Below are 26,703 nucleotides of genomic sequence, written 5' to 3' on the forward strand. Positions count from 1 at the left end.
AGCCGATGCGTTTGTATAGGGCGAATGTCGAGGAGCGAGACCATGTGGAATAGGGCCTTGGGCGTGGCGATCCTGGCGACGGCGGCCCTGGCGGCCTGCGGGCGCTCCCAGTCGAAGGACCCGGACGCCTCGGCGCGCGTCGAGGTCAATGGCGGCGAGGTTACGGTCGGCCAGTTGCAGAAGGACTCCGCCCGCGCCGAGAGGGCGGCGGTGAAGGGAACGAAGCCCCTGGCGCCGGCCAGCCTGCCGGCCTTGCTGCCGGCCACGGTCGGCGGCTTCGCGCGCACCGATGTGCGGACCCAGGCCGGGACGGAGCCAGGCATGACCACGGTCAGCGCGCGCTACGTCAAGGGCGCGGCGAGCTTCACAATCGAGTTCGTGGACATGGGCGCGATCGGTTCGGTGGGCGCCAGCGACGACGCGGTCGGCGCGTACAGCACCCGTCGCACGGCCACCGGCTATGAAACCGTAACCACGGCCGCCGGCCACGCCGTCACCGAGCAGTGGGACGAAACCGCGAAGAAGGGCCGCTACGCCGTTGTCGCCGCCGACCGCTACAGCATCGTGGCCGATGGCGCCGCCGACAGCGCCGCCGTGCTGAAGGCGGCCGTCGAGACGGTCAACGCCGCGCGGCTACGGGCGTTGGCGGCCCCGTAGCGCGCGACGCCTACTGGCTGATGATCACCTTCTCGACGCCCAAGCCGATCCTGCGCTGGTCCTCGGGCGTCGAGGGCATGGGAGCGCCGATCGTGTAGTCGATCGTCAGAGGCTGGCCCGGCGTGACGAGGTCGGCCGGAACGCTGACGCGATACGGTCGCCAGTTGGCCCTCTCGACATTCCAGGTGACCAGCTTGCGGCCCTTTACCGACACCTCGATCTTCTGCATCACCGATGGCGGCGTCGTGAAGCTCATGGCGTGCAGCTCGACGATCAGCGGCGCGCCGGGCGCGATGCCGGGGACGTCGACGGTCATGGTCGAGTGCGGGCCGTTGGACCAGACGCCCTTCGGGTCCGCGCCGGACCAGCCGGAGACCAGTTCCGGCGGATTGACGCCCTTGTCGAAGTAAGCCGTCGCCAGCACGCGGCTGCCGTTCGGGACGTAGGGCGCGATCTCGGTCAGGCCCGGAACCTTGTCCAGCCCCTGGCCGCACATCAGCCCGCGCAGGAAGCGGTGGCAATCCGTGCGCTGGGTGAAGCGGCCGTACTCCGCGCCGGCGCTCTCTTCCATGACCACGGTGATGCGCGGATCATTGGGCGCGGCGACCTTGAACAGGTCTTCCGGCGTCTGGCACGCGATGCCCTGGTCGCGGGCCGTGGAGGCGCTGTTCGACGTTCCGCCGGTGCGCACCGCCGCCAGGGTCAGCTGCGAGATCTCCATCTGGTCGATGACGTTGTTGGCGCAGAAATAGGTCGGAGCGAACACCCAGGGGCGGTTGTGCAGCACCGTCGATTTCTCGAGGTCGACCGGGTGATAGGACGGCGCGCCTTCGCTGAAGGTGTGGCGCACGCCGGCCCGCATCTCGTGGCTGTCGCCCCATTGCAGGCCGACGGCGATCGCGGCGATGGCCAGCAGGGTGATGGGACGGGCGTAACGGCCGATCTGCACGATCGAGACGGCGGTCAGCAGATAACCGGCGGCCCAGAACAGGCGGCCATGGGCGCGGAACAGGCTCAGCCACTCGAACACTCCCGACAGCTTCGGACCGGTGAACAGCAGGCGCTGGGCCAGATAGGGGTTGGGACCGATGGCCCAGACGGTCAGCACGACCATGGCCAGGGCCAGCGGCAGCCAGCGGCGGCTCCACACGTGAGCGGGCGTCGGCAGCCAACCGTGGCGCACCGACAGGAAGACGCCGGCGGCGGTCGTGAAGAGCACGCCCGCGCCCAGGTAGTTGTAGCCCTCGAACCACTGGCCGCCGTTGGGATCCAGGGTCTGCTTGAACCAGCCGCCCTCGAAGGTCTGGCCGAACAGAGCCGAGCCCTGCGGCAGGATCGGGCCTAGGATGTTCATCGAGTAGTAGCCGATGATCGGACTCTTGCCGCCGCCCGCGCCCTGGCCGACGCCGTAGCCCAGCAAGATGGCGGTCAGGACCATGCCGCCCAGCACAAGGCCCGCGGCCTTGGCGCAGCTCAGCCAGGCCTTCGGGCGCTTCTGGGCGATCTCCGAGGCCATGGCGGCGGCGAAGCAGAAGCCTATCGGCGGCAGGTGATAGGCGTGAACGCCCATGGCCAGGGCCGCCAGGCCCGCGAAGACGCCGGCGCGGCGCAAGGTCAGGCCGTGGCGAATGCTGTCGACAGCAGCGGCCAGGGCGAAGATCACCACCCAGTGACCGCTCAGGGCCACGTGGCCATGGCGCATCAGGAAGGCTGGCGTCAGCAGGGCCAGCAGAGCGCCGGTCGCCAGCAGCACGACCTGACGGACGTCCAGGGCGCGGAGCAGGGCGATCATCGCCACTGGCTGCAGAGCGTAGGACACGAGGAAGAACAGGCCCAGGCCGTTCAGCCAATGCCAAAGGCCCGTGACCTTCAGCACCACCGTCATCCAGGGGATGCTGTCGGTATAGACCGTAGACAGCAGGGTCGGGTGCAGCAGGCGGTCGGTGACGACCAGCGGGAAGCGCCAGGCCTGGCGGAAGACCGCCTCCTGGCCGGCTAGCATGGTGGCCATGTCGTTGTGCGGCGCGCGCCAGAAGTCGGCATGGGCGCCGATCAGCTTGAAGCCGATCAGATGATGGAAGAGGCCGATGGCGGCGACCACGATGGCCAGGGCGACCCAGCGCCAGCCCGTCTCCTGGCGCGCGGCGGTCAGCAGCGCGCGCTTGGCTTCTTCGTACAGGTCCGACATCAACGCGCCCCCGGGCGGAAACTCAATTTCAGGCTGAGCGCTAGCCGCTCCGCCGCCCCACATAGCGGCGCGTCGCGCGGAGCGTCAATCGCGTCAGACGCTCGTAGGCCGTGGTGGCGGCGGCCTCGGCCGCGTCGTCGATCGGCAGGTTCGGACCGAACAATTCGACCATCGCGCCGGGCCTGGCGGCGTCGCAATCGGTGATGTCGACGGCGATCAGATCCATGGACACGCGACCCAGCATCGGCCGCCGAGCGCCGTCGAACCAGACCGCCCCGCGCGGATAGGCGGCGCGCGGAACGCCGTCGGCATAGCCGGCCGCGATGATGGCCACGCGCGTGGTCTCGGTCGCCGTCCAGCCGGCGCCGTAGCCGATGCTTTCGCCGCGCGGCACGACGCGGACTTGCAGGATCGGGGCCTCGACCGTTGCGACGGCGCGGATCTCCGGATGTGGCCGGCCTTCCGGGCCGCCGCCATAGAGGCTGATCCCCGGCCGAGCCTGATCGAAGCGCCACGCCTCGCCCAGGAAGATCCCCGCCGAGTTGGCCAGGCTGCGCCGGGCGTTCGGCAGCAGGGCGACGGCCTCCTGGAAGCGTTCCAGCTGGGTTGCGTTCAACGGATGGGCGGGCTCGTCGGCGCAGGCCAGGTGACTGACGACGAGCTCGATATCGAGCCGCTTGAGCCGATCAAAGGCGCCGACCAGCACCTTCAGCTCTTCGGGGCGCAGGCCCAGGCGGTTCATACCGGTGTCGACATGCAGGGCGGCCTTGAGGCGGCCCGCGCGCGCCTGGGCGTTCCAGGCCTCGACCTGGGGCAGGCTGTTGAGCACCGGCGTCAGCTTCGCGCCCTCCAGCGTGTCGCCGGAACCGGGCGTGGCGCCGTCGAGCACATAGATGGCGGCGTCACGATCGCCCAGCGAAGCGCGAAGGGCCACGCCCTCGGACAGGCGGGCGACATAGAAGCTCCGCGCGCCCTCGGCCCACAGGCGGTCGGCGACCTGGGCCGCGCCCAGTCCATAGCCGTCGGCCTTGACCGCCGGCGCCACCTCGGCTCCGCCGGCGCGGGCGCGCAGGGCCGCATGGTTGGCGGCCAGGGCGTCAAGGTCGATGGTGATGCGGGTGTCGGTGGTGTCGGTCACGGATGGGGCGTAGCCGACGCGGGCAGGGGGTTCAACGCCTTAACCGTGGTGGACGGCCAGGAACCGCGCGACCAGATTCTCCGCCCCCGAGGCGATGATCTGCACGCCGATGCACAGCAGCAGGAACGCCACCAGCCGCGACAGCACCCGCGCGCCGCCGGGACCCAGCAGGCGCATGACCAGGCCCGAGGCGCTGTAGAGCAGCCAGACCAGGATCGCCACCAGGGCGGCGGCCAGGCTGGCGCCGATGAAGAAGGGCGCCACGGCGCTGCCTTCGGTGGGGCGCTGGGACGACAGGGCGATGGCCACGGAGATCGAGCCCGGTCCGGTCGTGAACGGCATGGTCAGCGGGAAAAAGGCGACGTCCTCGTGACTCTGGGCCGTTTCCGTCTGGCTGGTCTTGCGGTCCTCGTGTTCCTGCGGGTCCATCAACAGGCCCCAGGCGCGGATCGCCACCACCAGGCCGCCTGCCACCCGCAGGGCGCCCAGGCTGACGCCGAAGAAGTTGAGGATGTAGCCGCCCAGCAGCAGCGAACCCAGCAGCACCAGGAAGGCGTAGAGGCCGATCAGTCGCGCCAGCCGCAGCCGCTCGGAACGGTCCCGCCCGGCCATCGCCTGATCGAAGATCAGCGACGCTCCGACAGGATTGACGATCGAGAACAGCGCCGGAAACGCCAGCAGGAAGGCGCCGACCAGGCTGGAGGTGGGCAGAGGGCTGAAGTCCATGTGACTCGTCGGGGCAGGGGGCGAGGCGGGGACGGTGGCTTGAGGCGCGCGCCTTAGTCAAACACCCAACGCGGTTTCCCCGGCTTTCACCGGGAAGATCGGATCCGCGGAGCTATTCGTCCGACGGAATGTTCCGCGCCTGGGCGAAGTAGTGGTCGCGGGCCAGGTTGCCGAACTTGGTGGTGTCGCTGTTGAACGACAGGCGAACGGTGCCGATGGGGCCGTGACGCTGCTTGGCGATGATCACCTCGGCCAGGCCGTGCAGGCGGTCCATCTCTTCCTGCCAGGTCAGGTGCTCGGGCGTGCCTTCGCGCGGCTCGGCGCGGCCCACGTAGTAGGCCTCGCGATACACGAACCACACCATGTCGGCGTCCTGTTCGATCGAGCCCGATTCCCGAAGGTCGGAAAGCTGGGGCCGCTTGTCGTCGCGCTGCTCGACCTGACGCGACAGCTGCGAGAGGGCGATGACCGGACAGGCCAGTTCCTTGGCCAGGGCCTTGAGGCCCATGGTGATCTGCGAGACTTCCTGCACGCGGTTGGCGTTGGAGCCGAGGTCCGAGCCGGTGACGAGCTGCAGGTAGTCGACCACGACCAGATCCAGGCCGACCTGGCGCTTCAGGCGACGGGCGCGGGCGGTCAGCTTGGCGATCGAGATACCGCCGGTGGCGTCGATATAGAGCGGCGCTTCCTGCAGCTCCATGGCCGCGTCGCGGACCCGGCCAAACTCGGACGCGTCGATCTCGCCCTTGCGGAGCTTGTCGCCCGACACGCCCGAAGCGTCGGCCAGCATACGCAGGGCCAGCTGTTCGGCGCTCATTTCCAGCGAGTAGAAGGCCACGACGCCGCCCTGCACGGTCTTCTTGGTGCCGTCAGGCTGGATCTCGTAGGCGTACTTCTTGGCGATGTTGAAGGCGATGTTGGTCGCCAGCGCCGTCTTGCCCATCGACGGACGGCCCGCCAGCACCACGAGGTCGGAGGGGTGCAGACCACCGATCTTCTGGTCGAGATCGACCAGGTCGGTCGCCACGCCCGACATGCCGCCCTCGCGGCTGTAGGCTTCGGCCGTCATCTCGACCGCGCCGCGAAGGGCGTCGCCGAACGTCACGAAGCCCGACGAGGCCGCGCCGCTTTCGGCCAGGCTGTAGAGGCTCTGTTCCGCCGACTCGATCTGGTCGCGGGCGGTGCGCTTTTCCTCGTTGCCGCCTTGCGCGGCGGTGGCGATGTCGCCGCCGATGCGGATCAGCTCGCGGCGCAGCGACAGGTCGAAGATCACCCGGGCGTAGTCGCCGACATTGGCCGCCGGGGGGGCGCGGTCGACGAGGTCGGCCAGGTAGCGCAGGCCGCCCAGTTCCTCGAACGCGGGGTCCTTCTTGAACTCGTCGGCCAGCAGGATGGGCTCGGCCAGCTGACCCTTGCGGACGTGGGTCTCGATCGACTGGAAAAGGCGCTGGTGGAAGGGCTCGTAGAAGCAGCGGGCTTGCAGGTTGTCGCTGAGCCGTTCGTAGGCGGCGTTGTCATAGAGCAGAATGCCCAGCAGCGCTTGCTCGGCTTCCATGTTGTGGGGCGCCACGTTGATCGTGGGCTCGGGAAGGCCGGGGAGAACAAGGTCGAGCGCGGGTACGAGAGACATCGGCGGAATTTACCGCGAGGGCGGAGGCAAGGCTTGCCCGAGTTCAGTCGGGCCATCCAAAGGTGTGGGCTTATCTGAGGATGTTCTGTGTATGTTTTGACGCCTGTTGCGTCAGAATCGGACGTCGCGAAAGGTCTGTGCGATCGCACTTTTTGCCAAAAGAAAAGGGCCCGGAGATCGCTCTCCGGGCCCAATCGTTTGCGCGCCTTTCAGCCTACCAGTTGATCGCCAGACGCCCGTAGAGGAAGCGGCCGTTGAAGCCGAACGGCGAGAAGCTGGAGAACGGGTTGCCGCCGCTGGTGTTGAGGTTCGGCGGCACCTGGTCGGGATACTGGTCGAACAGGTTGTCCGCGCCGAGCGAGACCGTGGCGTGCTCGCCGAAGCGGCGGCGCGCCTCCAGGTCGACAATGCCTTGCGAGCCCGTGTGCCAGTCGCCGCTGCCGTCCGCGGCGGAGCCGGGCGACAGGACGTTGCCATAGAGGGTGGTGCGCAGGGTGGCGCCCCACTGACCCTTGCTCCAGTCGCCTTGCAGCGAGACCTTGTTGCGCGGCGTGCCTTCCTCGAAGCGCAGCGTGGCCTGGCGGCCGAACAGCGTGGTCTGGGTCGGCAGGACCGAGGTGGACGGCGTGCGGTTGACCTTGAAGTCGTTGATATTGGCCGCGGCCGTCAGGTCGAACGTGCCGGCCTGTTCGTCGAGGATGCGATAACGCGCCACGATGTCGACGCCCTTGGTCTTGGTGTCGACGCCGTTGGTGAAGAAGCGGCCCGCCGACGCGCCATAGTCCTTCAGCAGGTCGAAGATCACCCGGGCGTTGGTCCCCGGCGTCGCCGTGGCGCTGCCCGTCAGGGTCTCGCTGAGGACGATGCGGTTGTCGACATTGATCTGGTAGGCGTCGACCGTCAGCTCGAACGGGCCCTTGTGGTAGACCGCGCCCAGCGAGAAGTTCTTGGACTTCTCCGGCTCCAGCGGCTTGCCGCCGAGGGCCTTGCCGACCGTGCTGACCGACGGATAGGTGCCGGTCTCGAACGGCACGGCCGTGGTCACCCCGCCGACCGACTGGTTGATATAGAGGATCGAGGTCGAGGTGAAGTACTGCTGCTGCAGGCTCGGGGCGCGGAAGCCGGTCGAGACCGCGCCGCGCAGGGCGAAGGCGTCGGTGAAGTCGTAGCGGCCCGCCAGCTTCCAGCTCGTGTTGTTGCCGAAGTCCGAATAGTGCTCACGACGGACGGCCGCCGAGGCGGTCAGCTTCTCGGTCAGCTTGCCTTCCAGGTCCAGATAGGCGCCGACGGCGTCGCGATCGACGTCGATGACGTTGCTGGGCGTGAAGCCGGTGAAGCCGCGCGAGCCGAAAGCCAGGGTCGGCGAGACCGTGCCACGGGCATAGGACGCCACTTCGCCAGCGTTGATCTTGTAGGTCTCGCGACGGGCTTCCAGGCCGAAGGCGACGTTCAGCGGGCCGGCCAGGCCGACATCGAATTCCTGGCTGGCGTCGAGGCCGAAGACCAGTTGGTCATAGGTCAGGCCGCCGGCCTGGAAGTTCGTCGGCGAGCTAGGGCCATACGACGGGTTGAGGGTGTTCTTGACCCCGAAATCGAGGTCGTTCTTGCCGTAGACCAGATTGGTGTCGATCTTCCAGCCGGCCAGGTCGCCGCGCAGTCCGATGGCGGCGGTGACGTCCTCGGTGTTGGTGGTGATCAGCGGCAGATAGCCGTTGGGATAGACGCTGGTGATGGTCTGCTGGGCGTCGGTCGGCAGGCGGTAGGTGGCCGAGGCCTCGCTGTCTCGCTGCTGATAGCCGTACCAGCCGTAGAGCTGCCAGTTGTCGCCGATCGGCTTGCCGGCGTTGGCGTAGAAGCTGACCTGCTCGACCTCGGGATCGCCGAAGCGCGAGGTGACGCGCTGCGGGGTGACGCGGGTGTCGGTGTCGCTGCGGTTGGTGAAGTCGCGGTCCACATACTCGGCCGACAGGGTCAGGAAGCCGTCCGAACCGAGCTTCAGGCCTTGCCAGCCGGCGACGGTCTTGGTCGCGCCGTCGCGACGCTTCTGCTTGGCGCCGGTCTGCAGGCCGTCGAAGCTGGTGATGTACTTGCCGGCCGTGACCGTGACGCCGCCGCCGTGGTCGGCTTCGCGCAGACGCAGGTTGATGACGCCGGCGATGGCGTCCGAGCCGTACTGGGCCGCGGCGCCGTCGCGCAGGACTTCGATGCGATCCAGGGCGACCGACGGGATGGCGTTGAGGTCGACGGCGGCCGAGCCGCGGCCGACCGAGCCGTTCAGGTTGACCAGCGCCGTGGTGTGGCGGCGCGTGCCGTTGACCAGCACCAGGGTCTGGTCGGGGCCTTGGCCGCGCAGCACGGCCGGGCGGACCGAGTCGGTGCCGTCGGTATTGGACGGGCGAGGGAAGGTGATCGACGGGACCGTGGCGGCCAGGGCGGTGGCCAGCTCGGTGCTGCCGCGCTGTTGCAGGGTCTTGGCGGTGACGACGTCGACCGGCGCCAGAGTGTCCAGGCGCGAGCGGCCGGCGGTGCGGGTGCCGGTGACGACGATCTCGTCGACATTGGTGTTATCGGTCGCGGGCGCCGCCGTTTGGGCATGGGCGGTGGCGGCGAAGGCCGCCAGCGAAGCGGCGGTCAGCAGTAAGCTTCTGTAATGCATGAGATATCCCCTGTCTTGGCCGGGGATGAGGCGCGCGTCCTCATGCCCCGAAGCGGGGGTCTTGATTGCCCCCAAACCGAACATGGGATTTCAGCGTTCTGCACACAAGCTGAACATTTCTATGCTGCGGCGCAGAAAAAAACGGCGTGGATCGCTCCACGCCGTTCTCTTGAAACGTTCAGAACCCAGACAGGTCTTAGGCTTCGTAGTGGTCGCCTTCGAACGAGCCGGCGCCGCCTTCCGCCATGTCTTGGGCGGCTTCGGCTTCGGCCGCGCGATCTTCCTCGAATTGCGAGTTGATCACGTTTTCGCCGCGCGCTTGGCGATCGGCTTCGTCCTGGCTGCGCGCGATGTTGAGGGTGACCGTGATGGTCACTTCAGCGTGCAGCTTCACCTTCACTTCGTGGACGCCCAGCGTCTTGATCGGCTTGTCCAGCACGATCATCGAGCGGTCGACCTTGCCGCCTTCGGCCTTGATGGCGTCGGCGACGTCGCGGCCCGCGACCGAACCGTACAGCTGGCCGCTTTCGCCAGCTTGACGGATCATCACGTATTGCGTGCCGTCCAGCGCTTCACCGTTCTTGCCGGCGGCTTCACGGTTCTTGACGTTGCGGGCTTCGATCTCGGCGCGTTGCGCTTCAAAGGTCGCTTCGTTGGCCTTGGTGGCGCGCAGGGCCTTGTGGCGCGGCAGCAGGAAGTTACGGGCGAAGCCGTCCTTCACGGTGACCACGTCGCCGAGGACGCCAGTGCCTTCGACGCGTTCGAGCAGAATGATTTTCATCGTGGTGTCTCCCTTACTTCACGACGTAGGGGAGCAGAGCCAGGAAACGGGCGCGCTTGATGGCCTTGGCCAGTTCGCGTTGCTTCTTGGCCGACACCGCGGTGATGCGCGACGGGACGATCTTGCCGCGCTCGGAAACGTAACGCTGCAGCAGCTTCACGTCCTTGTAGTCGATCTTCGGCGCGTTGGCGCCCGAGAACGGGCAAACCTTGCGGCGACGGAAGAACGGGCGGCGAGCGCCGCCAGCGGCGGCGGCCGGAGCGCCGGCTTCGGGAGCAGTCGTATCGGTCATGATCTATCTCTCCCTTACGCTTGAGCCTGGGGCGCGAAGTCTTCGCGCGGACGTTCCGGGCGATCGCCACGGTCACGACGGGCGAGAACCGGCGACAGTTCCAGGTCCAGCTCTTCCACGCGGATGGTCATGAAGCGCAGCACATCTTCGTTGATGAGCAGCTGACGCTCCATTTCCTTCACGGCCGGCGCCGGGGCGTCGATCGCGAGCAGGGAGTAGTGGCCCTTGCGGTTCTTCTTAATGCGGTAGGTGAGGTTGCGAAGGCCCCAGTACTCGATCTTGGCGATGTGGCCGCCATTCTCTTCGATGAGGGTCTTCAGTTGCTCGTTCAGAGCTTCGGCCTGTTGCGGCGAGATATCTTGCCGCGCGATGACCACGTGTTCGTAGAACGCCATGTTTTCCTTCTTCCGTTGGGGGAGGCGGCGCGGTCGTCGGCGGAAGTCCGACGTCCACGATGGATCCTGCACACCGAGCGGGGAAATCCCCGGTCCCGGATGGGTGCGTGCAAGACCGCTCTTCCGTGAGAACGCGCGCTCTTACAGAAGATGGGCCCGAAAGGCAAGCCGCATGGGTTTTGCCGCCGAACCAGGCGATGGCCCTCAATGTCCGATAAATGACATTGGGTGGGTTCCATCCCCGCGGCCAACTATGCTAGCAGGCGACCATGGGGATCGGTGATCGTCTCTTGGTGGCATTCGCAGCGGCCTTGGCCGCCGGGACGGCGCACGCCGAGATCATCCAGAAGCCGGTCACCTCGGTTTCGGCCCGTGAAGGGCGCTTCGCCGGCTATTCGGCGGCTCTGCCGCTGGACCTGTCCACCGACACCGAGAAAGTCGCTCTGACGGTCAGGTCCTCGGGCATGATCGAGAACCCGACCTACGATTTCGACCTGAACCTGACCCAGAAGCCCGACGATCAGCGCATCGGTCAGCGGTCGATGGCGCTGGGCGCCTCGTGGAACGAAAACGAGGCCAAGCTTCGCTCGTCGATGTCCAAGGCGTTCGGCTTCGGCTTGCTGCCGCGCGCCAACTATGTGCGCGTCTCGATGGACATGGACGCCAGCCAGAGCATCGCCGTGCCGGGCAAGATCCCGATCGCCCGCGCCAACATCCGCTCGTCCCTGACCCTGGACGGCAGGCCGGTCGGCTCGATCGCCTTTGGCGGCGGCTCGGCGGGCGACGAGGGTGTCGATCTGAGCCTGACCCGGCCGTTCGACATCCCCGCCGAGTTCACCGTCAGCGTGCGGGGCGTCAACAACCAGCGCGAAAGCTGGCGGCTGCAGGACGCCCGCGCCATGATCAAGCTGGTGAAGGTCGGCTGGTAGCCTCCAGCTCGCGATCCTTGTCCTTCTTCGACTTTTGGGCGGCCACGGCCGCGAAGCGCTTCGGATATTCAGGGTGCTCCGTGCCCATCACCTTGTCCCAGAAGGTGAAGTAGAGGCCGTAGTTCCAGCCCGCCTGGGCGTGGTGCAGGTCGTGGTGGGTCACGGTCGTCAGGAACGGGATCAGCGGCCGGCCGTCCTTGCGGGCGGGGAACAGCTCGTAGCCCGAGTGGCCGATCGTGTTGCGGACGATCTGGTGCAGCATGAACAGACCGATCACCGGCCACTGGGTGGGAACGACGATCATCCACAGCGGCACGAACACGCCGTTGATGAAGGCCTCGCCCAGGTCGAAGCTGTAGGCCGTGAATGGCGAGGGATTGTTCGACCGGTGGTGCCGGCGATGAAAGCGCCGGAACAGTCGGCGGTCGTGGATCAGCCGATGCGTCCAGTAGAACCAGGCGTCGTGGGCCACGATCATAAGGACGAGGCTGGTCCAGAACCAGACCGGCCCCCAGCTCTTGGCGATATAGGGTCCCGGCAGCCAGCCGGCGCGGAACAGGCCGAAGGTCAAAAGCCCCAGGGTCGAGAAGATGGCGATCGAACGGATCGAGGTCGCGAACTCGATCAACAGTTGGAGCGCTGGCGGGCGGCTGTCGCGGATCTTGCGGCTGGCCAGCGGGATGGCCAGGGCGACCCAAAGCGCCAGCCAGACGCCGACCGAGAAGATCACGTAGCGGGTGACGTCGACCCACATGCTGGCCAGCCAATTGCTGGCGAAGGGGAGGAGAGTGTCGAGCATTTATCGGGGCTCCAGAGTGGAAGGCCTCGCCAAGGAAGCCCCTCGTTCTCAGGCCGTCGCGCCGAACTTGAAATCAGGCCCGTTTGTCGCTTTTCGACCGACCTTCGCCGGTTTCGACCAGCCGCGGTCGCGGGTGCGCGGGCGTGACCTCCTGACGCCAGGCGGTCGGGGTGACGCCGGTGGCGGCGCGGAAGGCGCGGTTGAACGGACCCAGCGAGGCGAATCCCAGCTCATACGCGATGGTTGAGACCGACTTCAGCGCCTGCTCCGGATCGGCCAGGGCGACCTTGGCCGCCTCGATCCGCCGGCCGTTGACGTAGTCGGCGAAGTTGCGGTGGCCCAGCGTGCCGTTGATCAGCTTGCGCAGGCGGTGCTCGGGCGCGCCGACCAGGGCGGCCAGGGTTCCGATCGACAGGTCCTCGCCGCGCCAGACCTCGTTTTCGTTCATGGCCTTGTCCAGGCGGGCCAGGACCAAGCGGTCGGCGGGGGTGAGGTCGAGGGTCTCGACGGGCTTGACCACGGGCGGCTCGCCGGCTGCGGGCGAAGCCTGGACCAGCACCGGTTCGGCGCGCAGCAAGGCCAGGGCCGAACCGACCCCCAGGCCGGCCAAGGCGATAGCCTGGATCAGGCTAGGCAGCATGGGGCCTTTCCCAAGTCCGAAGTCGCATAGGGTCTGGACCAGCATGTAGCCCGTCGCCGCAGCCGCGATCGGCGCGCGCAGATGCCGGCGGCGCTCCACGAGGTCGATCCGCCAGCCGCGCCAGGTCATCACCAGGATGTGCGCGTTGATCGCCAGCGAGACGGCGGCGAAGATCCACCAGGCGGTCACGCGGGCTTGCGAGGGCGGTAGAAGCGCGCCCGGGATCCAGAGCGCTATGACCGTCGCGGGCACGGCGAAGCGCCAAGCCGGGATTTTCGGCTCGTCCTCGAACAGCACCGAGCAGAACAGCCAGAGCACCGCCGCTGCCATCGAGCTCAGGAACCAGGTCAGCAGGCTGAAGTGCCGGTGCGTCGCGTAGTAGAAATGGCTCTCGAACCCGTGGGCGATGGCGCAGGCCATCAGCAGCACGCCGACCCAGCGCGTCGGCGTCATGTTGCGGCTGGCGGCCAGGGAAACACCGGTCGCGGCGAACGCGCCGATGGCGACGCCGCGAAGTCCGAGCTCGAGGCCGGAAAGGTCGATATGGGCGGGATCGATCATGGCCGATCATCTCCCGTGCGCCGCGCGAGCCTCAACCCGCGCGGCTGGCCGGAACCCGAAAAGGCTGGCTACTTCTTGGCCTTGTAGGCCTTCACGGCGTCCATGGTGTTGGTCACGTGGCCGGCGAAGTTGCCGTCGGTGTAGGACATCAGGATCTTGCCGTCCGGGGCGATCACGTAGGACGTGCGGTTCGACCAGTCCGGCTTCACCATGAGGGCCACGTCGTAGCTCTTGATAAGCGCCTTGTCGGCGGCGGCCACGGCGAACTTGTCGCGGCAGTGCTCCTTGGAGAAGTCCTTGATGCGGTCGACGTTGCCGGCCGTGACGCCGATCACCGTGGCGCCCAGCTTTTCGAACTCGGGCGTGGCCTCGGCGAACTCGTGGGCCTCGGCGGTGCAGCCCGAGGTGTAGGCGGCTGGGAAGAAGTACAGGACCACCGGGCCCTTTTTCAGGGCCTTGGCCAGCGTGAAATCGAAGTCCTTGCCGGCGAGAGCGGCCTTGGCGGTGAAGTCCGGGGCCTTGTCGCCGACCTTGAGGGCGGCGAGGGCGGGGGAAGCGGCGGCGAGGGCGAACGCGGCGACGCCGGCGAGGATGAGTTTCATGGCGCGACTCCGAGGAAGGATGGCCCAGCTACGCTGGCGGGCGCACTTTGGATGTGGCCGCTGTAATTGCAAGCACTCAGCGCTCCCCGCCGCACTTGCCCAGTGGGGGCCTTTCGCCTAACCCTCCGGCCCTTGAATTTACAAAAGACGGAGCGGGCCATCATGAGCATCGCCTTCATTTTCCCCGGCCAGGGCAGTCAGTCGGTCGGCATGGGCGTCGATCTCGCCGCGGCTTTCGCCAGCGCTCGCGAGGTCTTCCAGGAAGTCGACGACGCGCTGGGCCAGAAGCTGTTCGCGCTGATGAAGGAAGGTCCCGAAGGCGACCTGACCCTGACCGAGAACGCCCAGCCGGCCCTGATGGCCGTCAGCCTGGCGGTCACCCGGACCCTGGAAAAGGAGTTCGGTGTCGGCATCGATCGCGCCGCCTTCGTGGCCGGCCACAGCCTGGGTGAATACTCGGCCCTGGCCGCCGCCGGCGCCATCACCCTGGCCGACACCGCGCGCCTGCTGAAGCTGCGCGGCCAGGCCATGCAGCGCGCCGTGCCGGTGGGCGAGGGCGCCATGGCCTCGCTCATTGGTCCGAAGACGGACCTGGCCCTGGCCGAAGCGGCCGCCGCCGCCGGCTCGGAGGTCGGCGTCTGCGTCGTGGCTAACGACAACAACAACGGCAATGTCGTGATCTCCGGCGCCAAGGCCGCCGTCGACAAGGCCATCGAGAAGGCCAAGGAGCTGGGCGCGCGGGCCATCCCGCTGAACGTCTCGGCGCCCTTCCACTGCCCGCTGATGCAGCCGGCGGCCGACGAGATGGCCGAGGCCCTGTCCAAGACCACCATCATCACCCCGCGCGCGCCGCTGGTGGCCAATGTCACCGCCGCCCCGGTCCACGACCCGGACGTCATCCGCGGGCTGCTGGTCGAGCAGGTCACCGGCCGCGTCCGCTGGCGCGAGAGCATGACCTGGCTGGCGACCGAAGGCGGCATCACCCGTTTCGCCGAAGCCGGCGCCGGCAAGGTGCTCTCGGGCATGGCCAAGCGCATCGCCCCGGACTCCGAGGCGACACCGCTCAACACGCCCGCCGATCTCGAAGCCTTCGCGGCCTCGCTCTAGTTCAAAAGGAAGACCGACACATGTTCGATCTGACCGGCAAGACCGCTCTCGTCACCGGCGCCACCGGCGGCATCGGCGGAGCCATCGCCAAGGCCCTGCACGACCAGGGCGCCCATGTCGTGCTCTCGGGCACCCGCGAATCAGCGCTCTCGGAACTGGCCGCCCAGTTCGGCGAGCGCGTCTCGTTCGTCGCCGCGAATCTGTCCGACTCGGCCGCCGTCGACGGTCTGGTCGCCAAGGCGGAGGAAGCCGCCGGCGCGCCGCTGGACATCCTGATCGCCAATGCGGGCGTCACCCGCGACGGCCTGCTCGTCCGCATGAAGGACGAAGACTGGGAGACCGTGATCAAGGTCAATCTGGAAGGCTATTTCCGCCTGGCCCGCGCGGCCGCCAAGGGCATGATGAAGCGCCGCGCCGGTCGCATCATCGGCATCACCTCGGTGGTCGGCGTGACCGGCAACCCGGGCCAGACCAACTACGCGGCCTCCAAGGCCGGCATGATCGGCTTTTCCAAGGCCTTGGCCCAGGAACTGGCCAGCCGTGGCGTGACGGTCAACTGCGTGGCCCCCGGCTTCATAGCCAGCCCGATGACCGACTCGCTGAACGAGCAGCAGAAGGCCGGCATCCTGGCGACCATTCCCGCCGGCAAGCTGGGCGAGGGCAGCGATATCGCCGCCGCGTGCGTTTTCCTGGCCAGCGACCAGGCCAGCTACGTCACCGGCCAGACCTTGCACGTCAACGGCGGCATGGCCATGATCTAGAACCGCCAGAGCCTGTCCGTTTCAGGTGCCTCCACCTGAAACGGATAAACAGGCTTTGACGTTAAAAGTCTGAAGCGCATTACGCGGCGAAACCGCTAACACTTCCGCCAAACGCGCTTCGGGTCCTCTTTCGGTCTGCCGCTAGCAAGCCGAAAAGGAACGTGATAGGCGGAGCCCGACACTTCCCGCGGATCGCGAGGCTTAGGCCTCGATGTCCGAGGGCCGAAATTTCATAATGAGGGACTGAACAGAATGTCCGACATTCTCGAGCGCGTGCGTAAGATCGTCATCGAACACCTGGATGCCGATCCCGAGAAGGTCACCGAGAAGGCTTCCTTCATCGATGACCTGGGCGCCGACAGCCTCGACAACGTTGAGCTGGTGATGGCGTTCGAAGAAGAGTTCGACATCGAAATCCCGGACGACGCCGCCGAGCACATCCAGACCGTTGGCGACGCCGTGAAGTTCATCACGGAAAAGACCGCCTAATTAGGTTCGAGTTCGCTAGTCGGACCTGCCGCCGCGTCGCACGGGCTATTGCCATCGTGCGCGCGGCGGTTTTCGTTTGAGGCCCAAGAATCGAGGCCAAGATTCGCGACTGGCGCAGGTCGGGTGTTATCCCCACATCCCGCGTCCCGCATCGAAGGTTTGGGAGTGATCCATGCGTAGAGTTGTCGTCACGGGTATCGGCCTGCTGACCCCTCTGGGCCACGGCGTTGACGTGACCTGGAAGAACATCCTCGCCGGTAAGTCCGGCGCCAACCGCATCACGGCCTTCGATCCGACCGACTATGCCTGCAAGGTCGCCTGCGAGGTTCCGCGCGTCGATGGACGCGGCGGCGGCGGCCCGGATGTCGAGGGCTCGTTTGACCCCGACCAGACCATGAGCCCGCGCGACCAGAAGCGCGTGGACGATTTCATCCTGTACGGCATCGCCGCGGCCGACGAGGCCATCAAGGATTCGGGCTGGGTTCCGGAGACCGACGAGGACAAGTGGCGCACCGGCGTCATCCTGGGCTCGGGCATCGGCGGCCTGTCGACGATCGCCGACACCGCGCTGGAGCTGGAGGCCAAGGGCCCGCGCCGCGTCAGCCCGTTCTTCATTTCCTCGGCCCTGATCAACCTGATCTCGGGTCAGGTCTCGATCAAGTACGGCTTCAAGGGCCCCAACCACGCGGTCGTCACGGCCTGCGCCACCGGGGCCCACGCCATCGGCGACGCCATGCGCCTGATCAAGTACGGCGACGCCGACGTGATGGTGGCCGGCGGCGCCGAAGCGGCCGTCTGCAAGGTCGGCGTGGCCGGCTTCATCGCCTGCCGCGCCATGTCGACCGAGTGGAACGACACGCCCGAAAAGGCTTCGCGTCCCTATGACAAGGACCGCGACGGCTTCGTCATGGGCGAGGGCGCCGGCGCCCTGGTGCTGGAAGAGTACGAGCATGCCAAGGCCCGTGGCGCGAAGATCTACGCCGAAGTCGTCGGGTACGGCCTGTCGGGCGACGCGCACCACATCACCGCCCCGTCGGAAGACGGCGAAGGCGGCGGCCGCGCCCTGGCCTCGGCCATCAAGGACGCGGGCCTGAAGCCCTCGGACATCGACTACATCAACGCCCACGGCACCTCGACCATGGCCGACGGCCTGGAAGCCGGCGCCGTCGAGCGGTTCCTGGGCGACCACGCCAAGAACGTCGTCATGTCCTCGACCAAGTCGATGACGGGCCACCTGCTGGGCGCGGCTGGCGCGATCGAGGGGATCTTCTCGGTCCTGGCGATCCGCGACCAGATCGCCCCGCCGACCATCAACCTCGACAACCCCGACGTTCACGTCGCCATGAACCTGGCCCCGAACAAGGCCGTGCCGATGAAGATCGACGTGGCCGTGTCCAACAGCTTCGGCTTCGGCGGCACCAACGCCACCGTGGTGTTCAAGAAGGTCTCGTGAGCAAGAAGCCGCCAGCCCCGCCTCGGGCTCCCCGCGCGCCCAAGCGCTCACCCGCTCGGGCGAACCGTCGCGAAACCGCGTCCGTGGGGCGGCGGCTGATCCGCGCCTTCTTTGGCGCCGTCACGACCCTGATCGTGGTTGGCATGGTCGCCATTGTCGGCGCGACCTGGGTCTATAACGGCCCGGGTCCCGCTTCGAAGGCTGGCGACAAGACCACCGTCGTGCTGCGCAAGGGCGCCAGCCTTCCGGAGATCGCCTCAAGCCTGGAGCGGGGCGGGGTGATCCGCTCCTCGTCGATCTTCATGACCGCCGCCAAGGCCACGGGCGCGGCCCGGACCCTGAAGGCCGGCGAATACGAATTCGCCAGCCGCGCCTCGATGGCCCAGGTGCTGGACGCCATCCGCCACGGCCGCATCGTCCGGCACTGGATCACCATCCCCGAGGGCCTGACCTCGGACATGGTCATGGATATCCTGTCCAAGTCCGACATTCTCGAGGGCAGCGCCGCGACCCCGCCCGAGGGCGCGATCCTGCCGGAGACCTACGAGGTCCAGCGCGGCGAGGACCGCGCCGCCGTCCTCAAGCGCATGATGGACGACCGCGACAAGCTGCTGAACCAGCTGTGGGCCAACCGCCAGCCGGGCCTGCCTTACCAGTCGAAGGACGATGCCGTGATCATGGCCTCGATCGTCGAGAAGGAGACGGGCGTGAAGGGTGAGCGCCCGCGGGTGGCGGCGGTGTTCATCAATCGCCTGCGCACCGGCATGCGCCTGGATACCGATCCGACCGTGATCTACGGCATATCGCGCGGCCGTCCGCTGGGCCGTGGCCTGCGCCGGTCAGAGCTGGATACGGTGACGCCCTACAACACCTACAAGATCGACGGCCTGCCGCCGACGCCGATCGCCAATCCGGGCCGCGCGGCCCTGGAAGCGGCGCTGAATCCGGCCAAGACGAACGACCTCTATTTCGTCGCCGACGGCACGGGCGGCCACGTGTTCGCCTCGACGCTGGAGCAGCACAACGCCAATGTCGCCAAGTGGCGTCAGATCGAGGGCCAGCGGGCGGGCGAAGGCGTCCCCGTGGTCCCGGCGCCGCCGGCCGCCAAGCCGCTGGCGGGTGGCTAGGTCATGACCATTTCGGGCATGACGGGCTTTGCCCGGGTCGAGGGCGCCCACGGCGCCTGGACCTGGGCGGTCGAGGCGCGCAGCGTCAACGGCCGCAATCTCGAGACTCGCTTTCGCGGCCCGCCCGGCTTCGAGAGCCTGGAGCGCGCCGCGCGTGAAGGCTCGCAAAGCCGCTTTCAGCGCGGCCAACTGACGGTCAATGTTCAGGCCAAGCGCGCCGAGACCTCGGGCGAGACCCAGGTCAATATCGCGACCCTGGAGCGCTACCTGACCGCCGGCGGGCCCTATGTGGCCACCGGCATGGTCGCCAAGCCCACGCTGGACGGCCTGCTGTCGCTGAAGGGCGTGATCGAGGCCCGCGAGGACGAGGACGACGCCGAGACCCGCGCCAGCGTCGAAGCCGCCATGGCCGCCTCGGTTGCCAGGGCGCTGGACGGTCTCAAGACCGCGCGCCTGGAGGAGGGCGCGGCGCTCGATCCGGTGCTGAAGGGCCTGATCGACAAGATCGAGGACCAGACCGGCCAGGCCGAACGCGAGGCCGCTGGCCAGCCGGCGGTGCTGAAGGATCGCTTCGCCCGGCGCATGGCCGAGTTGATCGGCGAGGCCGCCTCCGAGGAGCGCATCGTCCAGGAAGCCGCCGCCCAGGCCGTCAAGGCCGACGTGCGCGAGGAACTGGACCGCCTGGCCAGCCATGTGGCGGCCGCGCGCGGCCTGCTGTCGGGCGAGGGGGCGTCGGGCCGCCGGCTCGACTTCCTTTCCCAGGAATTCATGCGAGAATCCAATACCCTCTGCTCGAAATCGGCCCTGACCGCCTTGACCGCGATCGGTCTGGAGCTGAAGGCCGTGATCGAACAGTTCCGCGAGCAGGTCCAGAACGTTGAATAAGCCCCACGACAACACGCGCGGCCTGCTGCTGATGGTCGTCGCGCCGTCGGGCGTCGGCAAGACCTCGTTGACGCGCCGCCTGGTGGCCGATCACAACGACCTGCACCTGTCGATCAGCTACACCACGCGCGAGCCGCGTCCCGGCGAACATGACGGCCGTGACTATCACTTCGTCACGCGGGAAGCGTTCCAGGCGATGATCGACGAGGACGCCTTCCTGGAGTGGGCCGAGGTCTACGGGAACTTCTACGGCAGCCCCAAGCCACCGATCATGCAGGCCCTGGAGCGGGGCGAGAGCGCCCTGTTCGACATCGATTTCCAAGGCGCCATGAAGGTGCATGCTCAGGCCAAGGAAGACAGCGTTCTGGTCTATATCCTGCCGCCGTCGCTGGCCGAGATGAGCCGTCGCCTGCACGCGCGCAGCCAGGACAGCGAAGAGGTCATCCACCGTCGCCTGTCGCGCGCCAAGGACGAAGTCGCCGACTGGGAGCGCTTCGACTACGTCATTCTCAATGAGGATTTCGATCGGGCCTATTCGGATCTGGCCCACATCTATCACGCCGAACGTCTGAAGCGGGCGCGTAACCCGTGGATCGGCGACTTGGTCAGTGATCTGCTCAAGGAAGAGATCTGAGAGCGGAGAAGTCGTCCTCGTCCTTCGACAGGCTCAGGATGAGGACGACTTCACGCCTTAGCGCTAGAAAACCTCATCCTGAGCTTGTCGAAGGACGAGGTTTTCGGGACCGTGCGCCTACAGCGCGCGACGGCCGAAGATCAGGTGGTACAGCGCCAGGATGACGACGGCGCCGATCGTGGCAACGGCGAGGCTGTACAGGTTGAAACCCGACACGCCGCCATTGCCGAACTGGTTGAACAGCCAGCCGCCGACGAACGCGCCGACGATGCCGAGCACGATATCGAGCAGCACGCCGCTGCCGGAACGGTTGACGAGCTTGCTGGCGATGAAGCCGGCGATCAGGCCCAGAAGGAGCCAGGCGAGAATGGACATCGTAGGGACTCCGTGAGCGGCCGCCCTGTGCGGCCTTGCCCAATGAAGTCCCCGACGGTGAAGTTAGTTCCCGCGCATGCGTTCCTGCACGAGAGCGATCAGCTTTTCGGCCGGCGGTCGGCCGAACGCGATGAACAGGCCCGAGCCCAGAACGGCTCCGATCAGGAATGTCAGGTCCATCGATAGTTCCCCTGCGACTGGGGAGAGCTATTGCAGACGCGGTGTGGCCAAGCCAAGGCGACAAGGGGGCGCTGCGACGATCGGTCTTGGCTTGCCCGCTCAGACGGCGCCTTTCGCCAAAGAGACCTGGGGTGGCGCGATGATGCTCATGACGCAGGTGAGCCCTTCGGGGGCGTAGTCGAACGTCGCCGAACCCGCGAGATCGCCCTTCAAGCTGGCGGCGATGAGGCGCGAGCCAAACCCGCCGCGCTCGGGAGGCTTGACCATCGGGCCGCCGCGCTCGCGCCACTCGATGGTCAGCAGGGTGCGGCCGCCCAGGCTCCAGGACACCGCGACCTTGCCGCTTTCCGTGGACAGGGCGCCGTATTTCGACGCGTTGGTGGCCAGCTCGTGGAAGATCATCGCCAGGGCCACGGCGGCGTTGGGCGCCAGCGGTACGGAAGGTCCGTCGAGGCTCACCTGGCTGGCATAGGGCTTCAGCGCCTCGGCCATCAGTTCGCCCAGGTCCGCGCCTTCCCAGTTGCGACGGGTCAGCAGGTCGTGCGCCGAGGCCAGGGTGTAGAGGCGGTCGTTGAACTGGTTCAGGCCGTTCTCCACGGCGCCCTGATCGGGCGCGGGGCGCAGGCTGTGACGCGCCAGGGACTGGACCACCACCAGCGTGTTCTTCACCCGGTGATTCAGCTCGTTGATCATCAGCTGCTGGCGCTCGGCGGCGCGGCGGGCCTCGTCGTCGCGAGCCCGCAGGATGTCGGCGGCGGCCTGCAGCGAGCCGCGCACCTCCGCGATCTCCTGCAAGTGGGAGGGCGCCGGGTCGAGCGGCGCGCCAGCCGCGAGGGCTTCGGCCTCGCCGACCAGGCCCCGCACGTCACGTGAGATCGGGCGCGCGAAGCCGAGCGCGGCCGCCACGGCCAGGGCGATCAGCAGGGCCGCGCCGGCGACAGCCGGTCCCAACGAGGTCAGCACGGTCCGGTTCAACTCGTCGCGCGGCACGCCGACGATGAAGGTCCAGCCGGACTTCTGCGAACGGCTGAACGCCGACAGCGTCTTGACCCCATCCAGGGTCTGACTGTGGAGCACGCCCTCGTTGGCGTGGGCCATGGCCCGCCGCATGTCCTGGCTGGCGTACTTGCCCTGCATCTTCTGCTGGTCGCGGGAGCGGGCCACCAGGGCGGCCTTGCGGTCGACGATGCTGGCCGTCCAGGTGTCCGGGAAGGCTTGGGCCGTCATCAGGCTGTGGAAGTTGTCCGGAGACTGGATGTAGCCCAGCACGAAGATCTCGCCCTCGACCAGCACCGGCATGTCGAAGCCGATGATCGGCGGCAGCGGGGCGGGGCGTTCGATGAGATCCGAAACCGTGGTGCGGCCGTGGGACATCCGATCCCAGTCGGCGTCCGACAGGCGCATGGCCGGCGGCGACTCGCCGGGCCCCATGCGGGTGTTGAGCCACTGGCGGTCCTGGCTCATCAGCACGACCCAGGCGTCACGGCCCTTGGTGGCCTCGCGGGCCTGTTTCTCGAAGGTCTTGAGATCGCCTTCGGCCAGGGCGGGCGACACCGACAAGCCTTGCAGAATGCTCTGTCCCTGGCCGATCTGGCGGTCGGTGGCCAGGGACAGGGCGCGGGTCATCGCCGTCAGCTGCGTGGCGAAGCGCCGTTGGCCTTCCGAATACTGCATGGCCACCAGAGCGCCCATCAGCAGGATAGCCGGCGCCGCCAGCGTCAGCGCCATGAACAGGAGCCGTCGCGCCACCGTCGAAGGCGCCTTCACCGTACTGTTGGTGGTCACGTTCGCCCCGCTCAGCCCGGGCGCAAGCTGGAGAGCGCGAGCCCCAGCGTCAATAGGGTTTGGCGTCTATCTGAGGCGCGCGGGCAAAGCTGGACGTTCGAGATGCGCTAGTCCTGCGCGCCCCGCTTGCGAAGCGCGCGTGTGAAGGCCTCTCCCGTCCGCGCGAAACCCGTGGCGAGACAGAAGGCGCGCAGATCGCCCATTTCGGCGGGCGCGTCGAGGATCAGTTCGCCGCATCCGGCGGACCGCGCGGCTTGAGAGGCGGACTTCAGAAGCAGCCGGGCGATGCCGTTGCGCCGCCGTTCGGGATCGACGAGCAGCATGGAGATCGATCCGACCTTCAGGTCGGCCGTGAGGACCGTCTTCCAATGCGCCGCGATGACGCCGGAGGGCGGCCCCCATTCCTCGGCGATCAGCAGGACGCCGGGCTGGTCAAGAAGCGCGGGCAGGCGTTGCGCCAGCCGGTCCTTGGCGACGGCTTGGCCGGCGGTCGAGAGCAGTTCGGCCAAGCCCTCCGCGTCGCTGATCTGCGCGGCTCTGACGGAGAGGCCGTAGCGGCTCGACACGCCTCAGCTCAGGCTCGCCCGCGCCAGGGCCAGGAAGCCGGCCAGGTCGACGACCTCGGCGCGAACGTCGGGGCTGATCCCGGCCTTCTCGCAGAGCTCGCCGCCCCCCAGGCCCTTCAGGCTGGAGCGCAGCATCTTGCGGCGTTGGCCAAAGGCGGCGGCGGTGACGCGTTCGAGCGCGGCGATCAGGTCGGCGGGCGGCGGGTCGGCCTTGGGCACGAGGCGAACCACGGCCGAGGCGACCTTGGGCGGCGGGGTGAAGGCCTTGGCCGGCAGGTCCATGACGATCTTGGCGTCGCACAGCACCTGGGAGATCACGGCCAGGCGGCCGTAAGCGTCGTCGTCGGTCTGCGCGACGATGCGTTCGGCGACTTCCTTCTGGAACATCAAGGTCATCGACAGCGGCCTGAACGGGCCCGTGAGCCAGTTGATCAACAGCTGGGTGCCGACATTGTAGGGCAGGTTGGAAACGACGTGGGCCGGCCCGCCGACCGCCTTCAGCGCGTCGACCCTCAGGGCGTCGCCCTCGACCAGCTCCAGGCGGCCGTCTGCGACCTCGGCGAGCTCGGACAGCAGGGGCAGGAAGCGGCTGTCCTTCTCGATGGCCACGACGCGGGCGCCGGTCTCCAGCAGGGCGCGGGTCAGGCCGCCGGGACCAGGACCGACCTCGACCACCGTGTCGCCTTCGCCCACCTGGGCCATGCGGGCGATCTTGCGCGTGATGTTCAGGTCCAGCAGGAAGTGCTGGCCGAAACTTTTGCGCGCCAGCAGGTCGTGGCGCTCCAGGGCCTCGCGCAGGGGCGGCAGGTCGGCCAGGCTCATGGTCTCTATCTTTCAGCCGCCGCGGCGGGCGGCGATGTCGGCCGCCAGCTTGATGGCGGCGATCAGGCTATCGGCACGGGCGATGCCGCGTCCAGCGATGTCGAACGCGGCGCCGTGGTCGGGCGAGGTGCGCACGATCGGCAGGCCTAGGGTGATGTTCACCCCGCCCCAGAAGTCCAGCATCTTGACCGGGATAAGGGCCTGATCGTGATACATGCACAGCACCCCGTCGTAGCCGAGGCGGGCGGCCGGGTGGAACAGGCTGTCGGCCGGGGCCGGCCCGAAGGCGTCGACGCCGAGGTCCTTCAAGGCGCGGACGGCCGGCGCGATGATCTCGATCTCCTCGCGACCCAGGGCCCCGCCTTCGCCGGCGTGGGGGTTGAGGGCGGCGACGGCCAGGCGCGGGGAGGCGATGCCGAAGTCCTTGCGCAGGGCCTGGGCGGTGACGAGGCCGCTGGTGACCACCTTTTCGATGGTCAGGGCGGCCGGGACCTTGGCGAGGGCCGTGTGGATGGTCACCAGGGTCGCCCGCAGATCGCCGGCGGCCAGCATCATCACCGGTCCACGCGCGCCGTCGAACGTCTCGTCGACGGTCAGCTCGGCCAGGAACTCGGTGTGGCCCGGGAACTTGAAGCCCGCCTCGTACAGCGGAGCCTTGGCGATCGGCGCGGTGACCAGGCCCGAGACGGCGCCGGACAGCGCAAGCCCGACGCCGGTCTCGATCCAGCGGATCACCTGGGGCGCATAGGCGGGTGAGGGCTGGCCGGAAACCACGGGAGTGAGCAAGGGAATGTCTATGACCGGCAGCGCCTCGGCGAAGACGGCGACGGCCTCTTCCGGACCGGTCACGGCGCGGACCTTCACCCCGCCGCCGGCCGAGGCCAGCAGCTGGGCGTCGCCCACGACCACGAAGGTCGGGCCGTCCTGACGCAGGGCGGCCCAGGCCTTGGCGATGATCTCCGCGCCGACGCCGGCGGGATCACCGGCGCTGAGGGCAAGCGGGCGGAGGGGCACCGGGGTCTGGCCTATCGGGTCTCGATGGTCGCCTGGTTGCGCAGGTCGCGCAGGTAGCGCTTGGAGATCAGCGCCAACTGCTGGCCGCGCAGGCGGTTTTCGATCTGGTCGTGCGACGGGGCGTTGGCGCCGCCCTGGCGCTTACCGCAGACCGCGATCAGGTGCATGCCGGCGTCGGTGCGGATCGGATCCGAGACCTGGCCGACGTCCAGCTTGTTGGCGGCCTCCTGGAAGGCGGGGGCCAGATCGGTGATCTCGGCCTCGCCAAGGTCGCCGGCGACCAGGCCGTCGACCTTGGCGGCGACGGTTTCCAGCGTCGAGCAGTTGCTGATCTTGGGCTTCAGGTCGGTCAGCAGCTTGGTCGCCGCGGCGACCTGGGCCTCGGTGGCGTTGGCGGCCAGCGGCGCGGCGACCTGCTTGAGGTCGACGATCGCGGTCTTGGAGCCGGCGCGCTTGTCGCGCAGATAGACGATGTAGACGCCGTCCTTGACCGGGATCGGCTTGGACAGCTGGCCGGGACGCAGCTCTTCGAGCGCGGCGTCGACTTCCGGCGGCATTTCGCCCGGGCTGACCCAGCCCACGTCGCCGCCGTTGGCGGCCGTGGCCGAGCCCGAGAACTGGCGGGCGACGGCCGCGAAGGGCGCGCCTTGCTGCATCTGGTTCAGCAGCTGGGCCGCGCCGTTGGTGGCGACTTCCATGCCGCCGACACGGGCCGCGTCGAGGAAGACTTCGCTGACCTGATACTGCGGCTTGGCCGCGGCGTCGGCGAGGCGCTTCTGGTAGGCCTTGACCTGGTCCTCGCCGATACGAAGGCGCGAACCGTAGCGGCCCTGGATCCAGCTCTGCCACGAGGAGTCGGCGCGCAGCTGAGCGCGCCAGGTGTCCAGGCCGATGCCTTGCTGAACCAGCGATTGCTTCAGCTGGTCGGCGCTCATCTTGTTGGACTGGGCGATGTCGCCGATCTGCTCGTCGACTTCCTTGTCGGTCGAGATGATCGTGATCTTCTGCTGCTTCTCGAGGCGCTTCAGCTCCTGCATCTGCAGGTGCTCGTCGATCAGCGAGCGTAGGGCTTCCTGCTCGATCTGCGGCAGGTTCTCCTGGGTGGGTTGCATGCCCGAGGTGGCCATCAGCAGGCGCATGCGCTGCATCAGGTCATAGCTGGAGACGATCTCGTCGTTGACGACCGCCGCCACGCTCTCGGACAGCGGGTTCACCGGAGCCGCTGGCGCGGCCTGGGCGGCCGGAGCCGCCACCTGCGGCGGCGCGGCCTCCGGCTGTTGGGCCTGGAGGGCTTGAGCGGGCAGGCCGAGGCTCGCCACGGTCAGGGCGAGAATGGACGCGGCGCCGGCCGCGAAAGTCGTGACGCTACGCGCAGACCGCATGGATAGTGTCGTTCCTCTAGTCCCTGGCCGCACCCGGGGGGCGCGGTCGGTTATCATGTTTTCCGAAGTGACGAACGCCAAATCTGACGTTTCCCCCTGGTCGACCAAGCGGTCGTCGCCCCCGAGACA

The 26,703-nt window shown here is 67.9% G+C and carries 26 protein-coding genes; 9 read left to right on the forward strand and 17 right to left on the reverse strand.

What is annotated here, in order from left to right:
• The first annotated feature begins 42 nt into the window (after window positions 1-42).
• Window positions 43-657, forward strand: coding sequence for a hypothetical protein (locus ACW175_RS10525; protein WP_492104433.1), 615 nt, complete (start codon window positions 43-45; stop codon window positions 655-657).
• Window positions 658-667: 10 nt separating this feature from the next.
• Here ACW175_RS10525 and ACW175_RS10530 read toward each other — a convergent pair whose 3' ends face one another.
• The 8 genes from ACW175_RS10530 to rpsF form a co-directional block, all read right to left on the reverse strand.
• A complete protein-coding gene (locus tag ACW175_RS10530) occupies window positions 668-2,845 on the reverse strand; it encodes a DUF6311 domain-containing protein (protein WP_492104434.1) in 2,178 nt (725 codons plus the stop codon).
• A gap of 40 nt (window positions 2,846-2,885) precedes the next feature.
• Window positions 2,886-3,983, reverse strand: a complete 1,098-nt coding sequence (gene alr / locus ACW175_RS10535) for an alanine racemase (protein WP_492104435.1) — start codon at window positions 3,981-3,983, stop codon at window positions 2,886-2,888.
• A 39-nt stretch (window positions 3,984-4,022) separates the two neighbouring features.
• A complete protein-coding gene (locus tag ACW175_RS10540; protein ID WP_492104436.1) occupies window positions 4,023-4,709 on the reverse strand; it encodes a MarC family protein in 687 nt (228 codons plus the stop codon).
• Between the two features lie 112 nt (window positions 4,710-4,821).
• A complete protein-coding gene (locus tag ACW175_RS10545) occupies window positions 4,822-6,339 on the reverse strand; it encodes a replicative DNA helicase (protein WP_099577442.1) in 1,518 nt (505 codons plus the stop codon).
• 214 nt (window positions 6,340-6,553) lie between these two features.
• Window positions 6,554-8,995 carry a TonB-dependent receptor plug domain-containing protein gene (locus tag ACW175_RS10550; RefSeq protein ID WP_492104437.1) on the reverse strand — a complete coding sequence of 814 codons (2,442 nt, stop codon included), beginning with the start codon at window positions 8,993-8,995 and terminating at the stop codon, window positions 6,554-6,556.
• Between the two features lie 196 nt (window positions 8,996-9,191).
• A complete protein-coding gene (gene rplI / locus ACW175_RS10555; protein ID WP_492104438.1) occupies window positions 9,192-9,776 on the reverse strand; it encodes a 50S ribosomal protein L9 in 585 nt (194 codons plus the stop codon).
• Between the two features lie 13 nt (window positions 9,777-9,789).
• Window positions 9,790-10,068 (reverse strand): 30S ribosomal protein S18, encoded by a 279-nt coding sequence (rpsR, locus tag ACW175_RS10560; RefSeq protein ID WP_004615089.1) that lies wholly within the window; start codon window positions 10,066-10,068, stop codon window positions 9,790-9,792.
• 14 nt (window positions 10,069-10,082) lie between these two features.
• Window positions 10,083-10,463, reverse strand: a complete 381-nt coding sequence (gene rpsF / locus ACW175_RS10565) for a 30S ribosomal protein S6 (protein ID WP_099577449.1) — start codon at window positions 10,461-10,463, stop codon at window positions 10,083-10,085.
• Window positions 10,464-10,732: 269 nt separating this feature from the next.
• Here rpsF and ACW175_RS10570 point away from each other — a divergent pair, with 269 nt between their 5' ends.
• On the forward strand, window positions 10,733-11,392 hold the full coding sequence (locus ACW175_RS10570; protein ID WP_492104439.1) for a hypothetical protein: 660 nt from the start codon (window positions 10,733-10,735) through the stop codon (window positions 11,390-11,392).
• On the opposite strand, the gene ACW175_RS10575 is transcribed toward ACW175_RS10570, so the two are convergent.
• The 3 genes from ACW175_RS10575 to ACW175_RS10585 form a co-directional block, all read right to left on the reverse strand.
• Window positions 11,367-12,191, reverse strand: a complete 825-nt coding sequence (locus ACW175_RS10575) for a sterol desaturase family protein (protein ID WP_492104440.1) — start codon at window positions 12,189-12,191, stop codon at window positions 11,367-11,369. The genes ACW175_RS10570 and ACW175_RS10575 overlap by 26 nt on opposite strands.
• 73 nt (window positions 12,192-12,264) lie before the next feature.
• Window positions 12,265-13,392, reverse strand: coding sequence for a helix-turn-helix domain-containing protein (locus ACW175_RS10580; RefSeq protein ID WP_492104441.1), 1,128 nt, complete (start codon window positions 13,390-13,392; stop codon window positions 12,265-12,267).
• Window positions 13,393-13,460: 68 nt separating this feature from the next.
• A complete protein-coding gene (locus tag ACW175_RS10585) occupies window positions 13,461-13,994 on the reverse strand; it encodes a peroxiredoxin (protein ID WP_492104442.1) in 534 nt (177 codons plus the stop codon).
• 162 nt (window positions 13,995-14,156) lie between these two features.
• On the opposite strand from ACW175_RS10585, the gene fabD reads away from it, so the two are divergent.
• From fabD to gmk, 7 genes are all read left to right on the forward strand, one after another.
• Complete coding sequence (fabD, locus tag ACW175_RS10590) at window positions 14,157-15,101, forward strand: ACP S-malonyltransferase (RefSeq protein WP_492104443.1); 945 nt, start codon at window positions 14,157-14,159, stop codon at window positions 15,099-15,101.
• Between the two features lie 20 nt (window positions 15,102-15,121).
• Complete coding sequence (fabG, locus tag ACW175_RS10595) at window positions 15,122-15,862, forward strand: 3-oxoacyl-[acyl-carrier-protein] reductase (protein WP_492104444.1); 741 nt, start codon at window positions 15,122-15,124, stop codon at window positions 15,860-15,862.
• A 252-nt stretch (window positions 15,863-16,114) separates the two neighbouring features.
• Window positions 16,115-16,351: an acyl carrier protein gene (locus ACW175_RS10600; RefSeq protein ID WP_004615098.1), complete on the forward strand. Its 237-nt coding sequence runs from the start codon at window positions 16,115-16,117 to the stop codon at window positions 16,349-16,351.
• A gap of 172 nt (window positions 16,352-16,523) precedes the next feature.
• Window positions 16,524-17,804: a beta-ketoacyl-ACP synthase II gene (gene fabF, locus ACW175_RS10605; RefSeq protein WP_492104445.1), complete on the forward strand. Its 1,281-nt coding sequence runs from the start codon at window positions 16,524-16,526 to the stop codon at window positions 17,802-17,804.
• Window positions 17,801-18,931 (forward strand): endolytic transglycosylase MltG, encoded by a 1,131-nt coding sequence (gene mltG, locus ACW175_RS10610; RefSeq protein WP_492104446.1) that lies wholly within the window; start codon window positions 17,801-17,803, stop codon window positions 18,929-18,931. The genes fabF and mltG overlap by 4 nt, the downstream gene beginning before the upstream one ends.
• A 3-nt stretch (window positions 18,932-18,934) precedes the next feature.
• Window positions 18,935-19,816, forward strand: a complete 882-nt coding sequence (locus tag ACW175_RS10615; RefSeq protein WP_492104447.1) for a YicC/YloC family endoribonuclease — start codon at window positions 18,935-18,937, stop codon at window positions 19,814-19,816.
• The gene (gmk, locus tag ACW175_RS10620; RefSeq protein ID WP_492104448.1) at window positions 19,809-20,450 is read left to right on the forward strand and encodes a guanylate kinase; all 642 of its coding nucleotides are present in this window, start codon (window positions 19,809-19,811) and stop codon (window positions 20,448-20,450) included. Before ACW175_RS10615 ends, gmk begins: the two co-directional genes overlap by 8 nt.
• A 117-nt stretch (window positions 20,451-20,567) precedes the next feature.
• On the opposite strand, the gene ACW175_RS10625 is transcribed toward gmk, so the two are convergent.
• The 6 genes from ACW175_RS10625 to ACW175_RS10650 form a co-directional block, all read right to left on the reverse strand.
• Window positions 20,568-20,825 (reverse strand): GlsB/YeaQ/YmgE family stress response membrane protein, encoded by a 258-nt coding sequence (locus ACW175_RS10625; protein ID WP_099577473.1) that lies wholly within the window; start codon window positions 20,823-20,825, stop codon window positions 20,568-20,570.
• A 279-nt stretch (window positions 20,826-21,104) separates the two neighbouring features.
• A complete protein-coding gene (locus ACW175_RS10630) occupies window positions 21,105-22,733 on the reverse strand; it encodes a sensor histidine kinase (protein ID WP_492104941.1) in 1,629 nt (542 codons plus the stop codon).
• Between the two features lie 164 nt (window positions 22,734-22,897).
• Window positions 22,898-23,356: a GNAT family N-acetyltransferase gene (locus tag ACW175_RS10635; RefSeq protein WP_492104449.1), complete on the reverse strand. Its 459-nt coding sequence runs from the start codon at window positions 23,354-23,356 to the stop codon at window positions 22,898-22,900.
• Window positions 23,357-23,359: 3 nt separating this feature from the next.
• A complete protein-coding gene (gene rsmA / locus ACW175_RS10640) occupies window positions 23,360-24,178 on the reverse strand; it encodes a 16S rRNA (adenine(1518)-N(6)/adenine(1519)-N(6))-dimethyltransferase RsmA (RefSeq protein WP_492104450.1) in 819 nt (272 codons plus the stop codon).
• Window positions 24,179-24,190: 12 nt separating this feature from the next.
• Window positions 24,191-25,192 (reverse strand): 4-hydroxythreonine-4-phosphate dehydrogenase PdxA, encoded by a 1,002-nt coding sequence (pdxA, locus tag ACW175_RS10645; RefSeq protein WP_492104451.1) that lies wholly within the window; start codon window positions 25,190-25,192, stop codon window positions 24,191-24,193.
• Between the two features lie 11 nt (window positions 25,193-25,203).
• Window positions 25,204-26,574 carry a peptidylprolyl isomerase gene (locus tag ACW175_RS10650; protein ID WP_492104452.1) on the reverse strand — a complete coding sequence of 457 codons (1,371 nt, stop codon included), beginning with the start codon at window positions 26,572-26,574 and terminating at the stop codon, window positions 25,204-25,206.
• Window positions 26,575-26,703: the final 129 nt, after the last annotated feature.

It is taken from the genome of Caulobacter sp. FV1ye6ST (genome assembly GCF_058681225.1).